The organism is Oceanispirochaeta sp., assembly GCF_027859075.1.
In the GTDB taxonomy this organism is placed as follows: Bacteria; Spirochaetota; Spirochaetia; order DSM-2461; family DSM-2461; genus Oceanispirochaeta.
The window spans coordinates 1-11,693 of sequence record NZ_JAQIBL010000159.1 but is presented as its reverse complement, the minus strand read 5'-3'; the positions used below and the strand labels follow the sequence as shown (position 1 = coordinate 11,693).

The 11,693-nt window shown below is 46.0% G+C and carries 8 protein-coding genes; 1 reads left to right on the top strand and 7 read right to left on the bottom strand.

Annotated features, from left to right (window positions below):
* Nucleotides 1-138: 138 nt before the first annotated feature.
* From PF479_RS08810 to PF479_RS08795, 4 genes are all read right to left on the bottom strand, one after another.
* Complete coding sequence (locus tag PF479_RS08810; protein WP_298005061.1) at nt 139-1,536, bottom strand: glycosyltransferase; 1,398 nt, start codon at nt 1,534-1,536, stop codon at nt 139-141.
* A gap of 166 nt (nt 1,537-1,702) precedes the next feature.
* Nucleotides 1,703-3,901, bottom strand: coding sequence for a glycoside hydrolase family 3 N-terminal domain-containing protein (locus tag PF479_RS08805; protein WP_298005058.1), 2,199 nt, complete (start codon nt 3,899-3,901; stop codon nt 1,703-1,705).
* Between the two features lie 141 nt (nt 3,902-4,042).
* On the bottom strand, nt 4,043-4,537 hold the full coding sequence (locus PF479_RS08800) for a gluconokinase (RefSeq protein ID WP_298005055.1): 495 nt from the start codon (nt 4,535-4,537) through the stop codon (nt 4,043-4,045).
* Nucleotides 4,534-5,766 (bottom strand): lactate racemase domain-containing protein, encoded by a 1,233-nt coding sequence (locus PF479_RS08795; RefSeq protein WP_298005052.1) that lies wholly within the window; start codon nt 5,764-5,766, stop codon nt 4,534-4,536. The genes PF479_RS08800 and PF479_RS08795 overlap by 4 nt, the downstream gene beginning before the upstream one ends.
* Nucleotides 5,767-6,006: 240 nt before the next feature.
* On the opposite strand from PF479_RS08795, the gene PF479_RS08790 reads away from it, so the two are divergent.
* Nucleotides 6,007-7,485, top strand: a complete 1,479-nt coding sequence (locus PF479_RS08790) for a glycoside hydrolase family 130 protein (protein WP_298005049.1) — start codon at nt 6,007-6,009, stop codon at nt 7,483-7,485.
* On the opposite strand, the gene PF479_RS08785 is transcribed toward PF479_RS08790, so the two are convergent.
* The 3 genes from PF479_RS08785 to PF479_RS08775 form a co-directional block, all read right to left on the bottom strand.
* Nucleotides 7,482-9,707, bottom strand: coding sequence for a glycosyltransferase family 4 protein (locus tag PF479_RS08785; RefSeq protein ID WP_298005046.1), 2,226 nt, complete (start codon nt 9,705-9,707; stop codon nt 7,482-7,484). The two genes, PF479_RS08790 and PF479_RS08785, sit on opposite strands and share 4 nt — an antisense overlap.
* Nucleotides 9,708-9,841: 134 nt before the next feature.
* Nucleotides 9,842-10,408: a hypothetical protein gene (locus PF479_RS08780; RefSeq protein WP_298005043.1), complete on the bottom strand. Its 567-nt coding sequence runs from the start codon at nt 10,406-10,408 to the stop codon at nt 9,842-9,844.
* Nucleotides 10,409-10,473: 65 nt separating this feature from the next.
* On the bottom strand, nt 10,474-11,693 hold a 1,220-nt coding region (locus PF479_RS08775; protein WP_298005040.1), incomplete at its 5' end, for an MATE family efflux transporter.

Here is an 11,693-nt window from a genome sequence, read left to right as displayed (position 1 = left end):
TTGCCTTGGCTGCGGAGATGGCAGAAGGAACCATCACGGACCTGATGCCTCCTAAAAAGTAGTTCAGAAATGAAAGACCCTTACCCCGGGATACAATTCCGGGGTATTTTTTAGAACTGTCACTATTTCAGATTCCTGTCAATCCCGTTGCCCAGACCTGAAGGATCGTATTTTTTTAAGCTTTGTCGATGATACCGGAGCCTTGGAGCGTATGTTCCTGTAACGGTATGGACGCCTTTTGAACTCCGGATTCCTGGCGACAAAAGTTCTGGAAGGACGTATCTTTTTGAGAAAGTACCTGAAATCAATTTTAAACTGAGTCGTAAATTTCATAAGGGCGCTGAAATGCAGATAATCCTTCACTGGCAGATTCTCTTTATTATCAATCAGGTTCTGATACAGCTCTTCCCATCGGTCTATAATCCGGCTCATCTTGTGAACATCCACCATTTCTTTGGCGGCTAGTTCCATTGAACCGAGGGAGGCTTTGTTCTCAAGAATATAAGCCAATTTTTCAGCCATTTCATCAACATCTCCTGGAGAGACAAGATATCCGTTTTTACCGTCTTCTATGAGGTTGATGATGCCCCCTTCACGAACACCGACACAAATAAGACCATTAGCCTGTGCTTCCAGGAGAGTGATTCCCTGAGTCTCGGTCTGTGAAGCCGTGGCAAAGAGAGAAACAGCTTCAAAAACTCCCGAGACAACCAGATCATTGTGAGGAATTGCTCCTGTAAATATAATCTTCTTCCTCGACTCTTTTAAGGAGGCATATTTCTCAAACTCCTCCAACTGAGGACCGTCCCCGATGATGAGCAACTGAGCATCAGGGTGGGTCTTGTATACCAGATCAAAGGAATCCATCAGATTCCTCAGATTCTTTTCAAAGGCAACCCGACCGACATAAAGGATGACCTTATCCCCCAAACCCCAGCATTTTTTGAATTCAGGACTGCGGGTATTATCAAAAATATTGAAATCAATACCATTAGAAATGGCTTCCAGAGGTGCTGTGCAGTGGTTCTCTCTGATGATTTTCACAGCTTCTTCAGTGGGTGCCGAGACATAATCCGCACAGTCATAATACAGATTCAAATATTTCCAGGAAACCTCTTCAGTAATCTTCAAGGGGCCCTTGAAAAGGTGCTCAAAATAGAGTGGATTGGCAATGAAGGTGTGAAAAGTGGCTACAAGAGGAAGATTGAGCTTCCGGGCAAATTTGATTCCCAGAAGAGAAATAAAGACAGGCGTCATAAAATGGATAATATCCACGGCTTCATCTTTGAGCGCCCTGTAGGCAATATAACTAAAAGGATTAGTCCATCTGAAATCATCATAAAATGATGCAGAAATGGAGGTCACACGAATAATTTTGATGCCGGGGTATTCCTGCTCCTGAAGATTTTTATAACTGGGAGCCACAATAATGACCTTATGCCCACGGTCTGCCATATTTCTGGCTATGCTGTTGATGGAAGTGACGACTCCATTAATCTGCGGATAATAGGCATCTGAAAAAATAGCAATCTTCATTCGATCTCCTGATCTATATAGTCTAACCTGAATTTGCATTTCTTTAACTATAAAAATATCAAATTTGAGTCATTTTTCCATAGTCCGTAACTACTATTTCTTTATCAAATGTCTATAAGGGATCCAGCTCAATGGCGGCAGAACTGGAACCCTGAATCAAAACAGACTATTCCACGGTCACAACAGCCTTCAGAAGGTCACCATCCCGGGAGGAGGAGCCCACAAGGATTTCAAACTCTCCCGGTTCTACGACCCGTTCCAGATGGGCATTGACGAGAGAAAGCTCTTCAAAAGGGAGAGTCATACTCACACAAACCGTTTCTCCGGCTTTCACAAAAACACGTTCAAAGCCGCGGATCTCTTTGACAGGGGTGGTCACAGAACTGTAGAGATCATTGATATAGAGCTGAATGATTTCGGTACCATCCCGATCTCCCCTGTTCCTGAGATCGATTGAGACAAGCAAATCTAATCCCCGGGTTAGTCTTGATGAAGAGAGAGTCAGGTTGGAATAGCTAAAACTGGTATAACTCATTCCTTCACCAAAAACAAACAGAGCCTCTTCGGGCATATCAATATAACGCTCCTGACCCGCCATTGCCCTGTCATTCATGGAGTGCCAACCGCTGTAGCGGTTGTAATGAACGGGCTGCTGACCCACATGCCGGGGGAAGGAGATGGTCAGTTTCCCCGAGGGGTTCACATCACCAAAGAGGGCTTCTGCCAGAGCCGTTCCACCCTTTGCCCCCGGGTTAAAAGCACAAAAAATCGCATCGGCAGTCTCTTCAATCCAGGGAACTGAAAGAGGTTTGCTGGTCATCAGGACAACACAGAGAGGAGTTCCTGTCGCTTTTACGGCTTCCAGCAGGTCCTGCTGCCGTCCCGTCAAATCCAGATTGGCCCGATCGTGGAACTCTCCATGAAGTTTCAGGGTATCCCCCACGCAGGCAATCGTCAGATCTGCCGATGCGGCACTGCGGACGGCTTCACCAATCTGATCAAAAGCATCATCCAGTGGATCTGCCCCCTTCACAAAGTGGACAGTGATACCATCACGGCCAGCCCTGTCGCGTAATCCCGCCAGGAGAGTCACTGTCTGATCCCGGTGAAAACTGTCATCCGAGGCCCCTGCCTGCATGCTGCCGAATGACCAGTCACCCAACTGGGCCAAAACATCATCAGCATTACTGCCCACTAGAGCAATAGATTTTACCTTTTGACTGTTGATGGGGAGCAGATTATCATTTTTTAACAGTACCAGGGATTCTCTGGAGGCCTGTGCTGAAACTTCCCAGTGATCGGCTCTTCCCAATACGGTGGCTTCCAGATCAGAGGGAGTATGGCGGTACTCGTCAAAGAGGCCCAACCTGAACTTAGCTCTTAATATGCGGGTGACACTGTCATCGATCAGAGACTCTTCAATACGGCCCTCTTTCACGAGAGCAATGGCGTGTTCATAAAAGGAAGGTGTGGTCATGATCATGTCGTTCCCCGCCAGGATGGCCAGGCAGGCGGCTTCTTTCAAGTCCGAGGCGACCTTCTGCTTCGTATACAGAGAACCGATATTATCCCAGTCTGTCACGATAAAACCGTCGAGCCCCCATTCTTCCTTGGCATTTTCCCGCAGGAGCCAGGAACTGGCAGAACAAGGTTCCCCGCTGATGGCCTGATATCCGGCCATTAAGGAGGCACATCCGTTTTTTACAATTTTTTCAAAGGGAGGCAGGAAAAGAGAAAGCATCGTCCGCCGGGAGATCTCCGCCTCATAGGCATCCCGGCCCCCTGCGGCTTCACCATATCCGGCATAATGTTTCCCACAAGCCATGATCTTTTCCCAATTATTATACCCCTCTTTTCCCTGATAGCCTTCTATCATTTCATTCGCCATTTCACCGATAAACCAGGGATCTTCCCCGAATGTTTCATCCACCCGGCCCCAGCGGGAATCTCTGGCAACACAGAGAACAGGAGAAAAGGTCCAGTGGATTCCATTGGCCCGGACTTCCCTGGCAGTCACGGCTCCCATTTTCTGAATAAGATCACGGTTCCAGCTGCAGCTGACCCCCAACTGGGTAGGGAACACGGTAGCCCTGTTATCAATACAGTGACCATGAATGGCATCAATTCCAAAAATACGGGGAATCCCCAGGCGGGTCTGTTCGGCCCGTGTCTGGAGGACTCTCATCATGTCTCCGGTGCAATGGAGGTAAGACCCTATATTCATGGATTCCAGCTTGTCCATATTATTGTCAGAATTGGCAGGCAGCTGCATCATCTGCCCCACCTTCTCTTCCAGGGTCATACGGGAAAGCAGATCGGCAGTCCTCTTTTCAGTGGTCATATTCTTATTTCGATAAGGTTCCATGGACGCTCCTTTTGAGTGTTCAGATGTAAGTGAGGATGAGTCGCTAATCCTTGATTATTCAAACATCAATCTGGATTTTAAGACATCTGTATGAAAACAACTTCAATAGGGAATCCACCCCGGGAATATAGAAAAAGATCCTCAGGATCGACCCTTAAAACGATCCAATAAGATCTGAACCTTCTCTTCCAAGGGGTCTTCGATATTCAGAATCAATCCATATTCCGGTTCTTCAAGGTCAGCAAACTGACTCTTCAGCATCTCCGCCTTGAAATAATGCCCTTTCCGGCTGGACATGCGACTCTCAATGACTTCAAAACTTCCTTTGAGATACACCCATTCCAAAGGGCTGGTTAATCCCTCTCCCAGATACTGTCTGTACGATTCTTTCAAGGCGGAACAGGTGATCACGGCGGATTTCCCGGCGGCCTGGTATTCAGCCGCCTTTTCACGAATCAGAGCCAGCCAGGGCCAGCGGTCAGCATCATTCAAGGGGATGCCGGAAGCCATCTTTTCAATATTGGCAGATGGATGAAATTTATCTGCTTCGAAATAATCAATTTTTAATCCCTCAGCGGTTTTCTCTCCTAAAGTAGTTTTACCACAACCACTGACACCCATAATTAATAATATCATTCTGCACCATCCCGGAATTTTTCTTTCAAAGCCCATAGTCCCAGAGCCGGATTAGAAATGTAAAAGATCTCCTCACCATCCTCCAGAGTATTCCAACCTTCTTTCAGGGTTTTTATATCATAGATTTCGGAGTATTCATCCAGTTTCCCAAAAGCAAACCCGGCACCTTCAATATCCTGCCTTGATAATCCTCCCGGACAATAGCGGATCTTAAAACGTCCTTCCGACGAACCATGAATCAGGTGAGCCGCCACCGAAAGATTATCTGACATATCCGGGTATTTTTTCACTAGATCAAGGGTCATGTCTGTTCCATGATATCCATATTTCCGTATCAGAAGATCCATCTCTTCACTCTCGCCAAAGCAGTGAACTCCCGGAGCCAGAACAATCAGTTCTCCCTCATCGGCAATAGCCATGCGGGTCCGGTAGATACTCTTGTTTCCCAACCAGGTACTGCGGAATTCTTCAGGGTCCAGATACACGACGACCTTACGGGGAGCCCTGTCCAGCAGGAGGATGTTAAGCTCCTGAGCCAGGGCGGCAGCCTTCTGATAGCACTCCTCATCATCTCCAATGAAAATGCCCCTCATGACGGGAGCCCCCGTCTTATCCGCAGCGACGACTGTCTGGACATAAACGATAGGCAGGTTTTTACAAAACTTGTCGGCCCCTAAATTGAACAGAGCTCTCACGGGTGTGTCCGCACGGCCCATGACCTTCTCCATATTTGAAACGGCGCCCAGAAAGTGACTTTTATCGATGGCTTCCTTACCTCCGGTACCAACCAGTATATTCTTGGTGTAGTTGGCCATTCCCACCACCTCATGGGGCACAACCTGACCAATGGACAGGATAAGATCCCAGTCTTCCTCCACCAGAATTTTATTCACCTGTACGGGCCAGTCATAATCCAGACGGCCTCCTGAAAGCTGGGACATTTCCTGGGAACTGATACGCCCCAGTTCGGTTAACCCGTTTCTCCAGTCATGATCCTGAACCAGTCCAGCCGGCATGGAACCGAACATTTTTTTTATTTCGCTCTCGGTCATGGGAAAATGAGTCCCCAGGGCCGGCAGGACGATTTTGACCTTATCCCCCAGAATCTTCCAGGCTATTTCACAGAGCTCTCCCGCCCCGGAATGAAAACGGGTAAAATCAGGAGGAATGAGTAGAACTCTCTGGGCATCGGGAAAAGATTCAAGAGTCTTGGACAAAGCATCAAACAAAACTATTTTTTCTATATGATTCTATCTGTATAGTTCATTAAAATATAACATAGACCGCCTCCAAGGAGAAAATAACCCCCTGTTTCAATTTTATAAAAACAAGAATATCACAGATCGACATTGGCCTGTAAACAATTGTGATGACTCTTTTCATAACACAATTGTACTGCGACCGATATTTTTGTTTTCCCCAAGTATGTAGTATAATCTTCATGAACCCATTTGAAAAGGACAGCCCTGATGAGCATTGCGATTAGAAGACTGAATGTGACTCTCTATCCAGACCCGAAAAGAATCATTGCCCGTTTTTATCTTCCCGGCGGGGAAGATCGAGGGCGCTTCATTATTCAGAAAATCATGAAATTGCCGGAAGAAGAAATTCAAGCCATATTAAAGAGGGTTCTTGGCAGCTATGCCAACCGTCACAGAAATATCAATTCAATCTTTGAGAATCATTTCAAAAATGTCTCGCGATTTCTGAATGAACTGGGAACTGATCCCGAGACGATTTCACAGGAAAGGAGGCGATTGATAGGCGCCTACTTCACCCATGAATATTCCATAGAGTCGGCTGCATTTTTTAATCCCTCCGTCATTGAAGATCCAGATCAAACCCACCTTGAAGCCGGACAGAAAAGACTGATTGTCAGTTTCAGAGCCACAGGAGAGGGTCATATTTCATCCATAGTGTTCAGGAGCGTTATCATCGATCAGCAGAATGAACTGAGCTTTCAGAGGACAAATGACCTTGTGGAGCAGCCCGAGACCATCAGAATGGCCATTTTCAATAAAAAAAAATATATAACAAAACTGGATGAACTGGACATTCACAAGGACATTGTCGACCTGATTATGAATGGTCTTAGTGACGAGTTCAGCTATAAGGAGCTGAATGACAGCATCCATAATTGTGTCAAAGACCTGAATTTGTCTCTTTCAAAAAAGAATGTTATTAAATCCATGATCTGGTTGGCAGATGCCTATTATGATACCAATTTCTCATTAGACACCGCTTTGACGGAACGGGTGATATTCCCGGCCTCCGAGTCAGAAAAAAACGGCATAGAAGACGCCCGTTTTGTCAAATTCGCAGATGATAGTGGTGAAATCATCTACTATGCCACCTATACCGCTTATAACGGGTTTGCCACCATGTCTAAACTTCTGGAAACCAGGGATTTTTATCATTTTACAACCAGACCTCTCCATGGGAAGAGTGCCAACAGCAAGGGCATGGCCCTGTTTCCCAGAAAGATCCGGGGCCAGTATGTGATGGTCTCCAGGATTGATGGTTTTTGCAACTACATCATGTATTCCGACAATCTCACCAACTGGCAGGAAGAGACAAAAATCGAAGAACCCCAGTCCCCCTGGGAATTTATTCAGATAGGAAATTGCGGATCCCCCATCGAAACAGAACATGGCTGGCTGCTCTTGACCCATGGAGTGGGGGCGATGAGGGAATACTGCCTGGGAATCAGCCTGCTGGATCTGGAACATCCGGAAAAAGTCATCTGTCAGCTGGAGGACCCTATACTGATTCCCAATCAAACCGAGAGAGAGGGATATGTACCCAATGTGGTCTATTCCTGCGGCTCCATCATCCATAATAACGATCTGATCATTCCCTATGGACTTTCCGATTCGGCGTCTTCCTTTGCGGCTCTGCCCCTGGATCTCATCTTTGAAAAAATGAATTTGGGCAGGGACAAGTCTTAAATATCCTGTTCGTATACTGACATTACAGCCATATGAGAAATAAGATAGGCCAGGGTGCTTTCTGCCCCCTGGTTCCTATTCACACCGAAAGGTTTTAATCCATCATTACAGCCCTTGGTTTCAAAGTCGTACAGTGGGATACGAAGATCATTTTCCCCAAGAAACCACATGAAAGACTTAAACATTTTGACTAAATACTGTGGATCTTTTTCAACCTTGTAAGCCTGACGGAACATAAGAACAATAGCCATTGTGTTAAGGGGCTGCTGATCAAAGTCGGCAGGGACTCCCCCTTTCTCATACCATCCTTCGCTTCCCACAATGGACAGATTCTCATCAGACAGGACAATTGAACTCAGGAATTCCAGGGATTCAAAGGCGATTATTTCCGATTCATCCCTTCCTGTCACCTCAAAGGAGCACAACAGTGCATAGGGCAGAATCCCATTGTCATAGGTTATGACTTGTTCAAACCAATGCCAGTCCCCCTCATTATTGGCAGTATAATATGCCTCAAGTTTGAGGGTCATGGCTTTGAGCTGGTTCATCATGCCCTCATCCGTGGGGAAACGGTGCATCCAGTTGCTGACTCCGATGATGCAGTTCGCCAACCCTCTAAGAGTGCTCAAATCTGAAAATTTATCCATCCCCTTTTGAAACAGATCCCGGACCTGCTCAAAAAGAACCTCATTGGGAGGAAAGCGTATCAGAGTACCCAGGGCCCAGATGGTACGGCCAAAGGAATCCTCCGACCCTTTTTCATCCAGATAGTTTCGGGAATAGGAAAGAAAGTTTCTAAAACTGCCGTCCTCATTCTGCATATACTGTATAAAACTCAGATAATGGAGCATCAATCTGATGGCCTCAGGATCTTTCATCTGCCTGTAGGCCATGGTCACCATAAGAAGAGCCCGCGCATTATCATCCAGACAGTAACCATCCTGAAATTTGGGGACAATATACTTGGCATGCTGCAGCATTCCTGTCTGGTCGGTCATACGGATGACATGATCCAGGCTGAATTGGGGCATGAGACCCGGTTTAACGACATTGTTGTCCATGTCGGCGTGAAGGGGAGGGACTGTTTTCCTGATTTCATCGAACAACTTCAAATACCGCCGGCCGATGACGGGCCAACTGGTTTTTTTCCCGAACTCAAAAGCCCGGGACTGGAGCTGTTTCAACTTGACCGAATCTTCCAGAAGAGAATTGAGAATACCCGCAAGTTGACCAGAATCTCCAAAATCAAAAAGGACACCCCGACCATCAGCCAGCAGCTCTTTGGCATGCCAATAGGGTGTGGAGATGACAGCGGTTCCTGAACTGACAGCATATGCCAGGGTGCCGCTGGTTATCTGAGCCTCGTTCAGATAAGGCGTCACATACATATCAGCCGCACTCAGATAACCCAGTAAATCATTTATCGAAACAAAACGGTCATCAAAAAATACATAATCATTCAAACCCTGCTGATGAACAAGAAGCTTCAGGTAATTGCGGTACTCCTCCCCGGATGACCGGACTACCGCAGGATGAGTCTTGCCAAGAACGATATACAGAAGATCCGGATGCTTCTTAATGACTTCAGGGAGCGCATTGATAACCGTCTCAATACCTTTATTTCTACTCAATAACCCGAAGGTGATCAGAGTTTTCCGGCCTTCCACCTTGAATTTTTTCTTATGGTACGCAATTCTCGTAAAGTCGAACTCGGGAACACCATGCTCAATAACATGGATTTTATTTTCATCCACACCATACACATCTCTCAGAAATCCAATGGCCAAACTATTCATGACAACGATAGCCGAGGCTCTTTTACCAATTTCAATTATAATATTCTTTTCATTGTAGCTGGGTTCTCTCAAAACTGTATGAAAAATGACAACCAGAGGTACTTTCAATTTATTGATCAGGGGCAGAATATAAACGCCGCTGTTGCCGCCGTATATCCCGAACTCATGCTGAAGCAGACAGACATCCGCTCCACTGAAGTTAATGTATTTTGCAGCCTGGAGGTAATCCTGGAGGTAATCCTGGCGGATAGTGCTTTCCACTTCTTCCGGATAATCATATTCTTTGTGATTATCATTCATGGCAATCACAAAAGCCTGATGATGGCTCTTATTGTATTCTTGTTTTAAAGAAGAAATAACATCCATTGTAAACGTGGCGATGCCGCACTCCCGGGGGGGGAAATTTCCGATACAGGCAATTTTCATTTCCTGCCTCCTTCTAATAATATTTGTAAAAGAGCTCATTTTCAGAGTTCAATGAGAATCTGATAGTTCTATACATCAATTCTAATTCATTTCAGATCAGAAAAGTATCAAAGTGTTCAGGATGGGTGGATTTATTATATCTTGTTCTCATATTCATATTCGATGGGTGCCTGCTGCAGGCGCCGAAGGATTCTCATCGTCTCCTTGACTTCCCCTTTTGTAAAGAAGAGAGTAGAGAACAATTCCCAGAACAGGACCCATCCTCCTATAAAAAACCCTTCTTTCAAGACAGAAAAAAGGGTATTGATGGGCATAAAATGCTCCATCAAGGTAGCCAGAAGAATAAAGAGCAAACCGTAAGAAGCATACAGGGCCGCATCTTTATACATCTTCTTTTTTTTAATCTGCAATCTTCGAATTCTATAGCCGAAATAGTTTTCAAAGCTTTTTTTGTTCAATTCTTCCTTTTGAGGATCGAAAATCCCGGATGGAAGGTGAATAACGATACAGATGGGTGATTTTAAGGGTATTTCTCGGCAGCATTCCTCAAGATACTCAAAAAGGTCATCATCCAGATCCCTGTTCAATTCAGGAGAAAAATCCCATGTATTAAAGATTTCCCTGTAAAATTTGACTTCAATATCAATGAGGAGAGTATTCTTTCTCATTCTGTAAAGACCAAGTATTTTCGAGTCATCCATAATAATGGTTATCGTCTATGGAATCTCACTTTTCAAGGTATAAAAATTGAAAATGAAAGACTGAGCTATAGTGCCGCTTTGAACTTCAGATCCATGTTCATATATCCCTCCAGATAGGCCCAGAGAGCACTTAAAATCTGTCCCAGGGAGAACCCGAAAATAATCCCTGTAAAACCATAAATCCGTGACCCCAGGTAGGATAGAGGAAGAATTAGAACCAGGGATGAAATAATATTCAGGCGGGCTGATGAATGAGGCTTGCCGGCAGCATTCAGGGACTGACTTATCCATGTGAAATAACAGAGGCCTCCCGTACTCATTGCCAGAATCCTCAGATATAAAACAGTATGGGATATCACTTGAGAATCCTGACTGAAAGATCTGGCAGCCGGCATGGCCAGAAACCAGACTCCAGCAAAAACAAGGGCTCCATAGATCAGGGACATTTTGAGGATAAGAAAACGGATGGAATGAATCCTCCTCCATTTTTCAGCTCCCCAGTTTTGACCGACCAGAGGAACGAGAGCCATGGAAACAGACATGATTAAGATGTTGGCAATACTTTCTATCCGACTCCCGGCAGCCAGAGCGGCAACAGCCAAAGCCCCTCCTGCCGAAGCGACCATTTTGGTTAAAAGACCTCTGGTGAGGGGTGGGAGGAGGAGAGTCATGGAGGCAGGGATTCCAACATGAAGGATACGTCCCCAGGAGGCACGGATCTCCTTCAAATGAGGAGGGGAAAGGTCTAAAAGACCTGCATGAAAATGAAGAAACCCAAGGGTCGTCACCATGCCGAAGCAGCGGGATATGACTGTAGCCAGGGCCGCTCCTTTGATCCCCATGGCGGGAAACCCGAAGTATCCGAAAATGAGTATGGGATCCAGAATAAAATTCATCCCTGCGCAGACCAGCATCACGATCAAGGGCCTGATCATGTCTCCCGTAGCCCGGAGACAGCTATCGCTGACAGGAGGCATCATCACAGCCATTGACCCGAGATACCAGACAAACATGTACTCCTTGACCTGCACCAGCACCTCTCCTGAAGCACCCAGGAGCGTAAAGAGAATATCAAGGGAAAAAACACCTGCCAGGCTGATGAATCCTACCAGGAGCATGGAAAGCAGAATCCCGTCTGTGGCAGTTCGTGTCATCAGGTAATGATCGCCTCCCCCCATGGCACGAGAGAGAACGGAACCCGCCCCCAGGCTTATCCCCATTGAGGCAGAACCGATGACCATGACCACAGGTAATGTAAAACCCATGGCAGCTAGAGAATCAGTTC

Excerpts from the sequence above, each read along its gene's own strand:
- PF479_RS08800 (WP_298005055.1), bottom strand. The coding sequence starts at position 4,537 with ATGATATTATTAATTATGGGTGTCAGTGGTTGTGGTAAAACTACTTTA.
- PF479_RS08785 (WP_298005046.1), bottom strand. The coding sequence starts at position 9,707 with ATGAAAATTGCCTGTATCGGAAATTTCCCCCCCCGGGAGTGCGGCATC.
- PF479_RS08780 (WP_298005043.1), bottom strand. The coding sequence starts at position 10,408 with ATGGATGACTCGAAAATACTTGGTCTTTACAGAATGAGAAAGAATACT.
- PF479_RS08810 (WP_298005061.1), bottom strand. The coding sequence starts at position 1,536 with ATGAAGATTGCTATTTTTTCAGATGCCTATTATCCGCAGATTAATGGA.
- PF479_RS08805 (WP_298005058.1), bottom strand. The coding sequence starts at position 3,901 with ATGGAACCTTATCGAAATAAGAATATGACCACTGAAAAGAGGACTGCC.
- PF479_RS08790 (WP_298005049.1), top strand. The coding sequence starts at position 6,007 with ATGAGCATTGCGATTAGAAGACTGAATGTGACTCTCTATCCAGACCCG.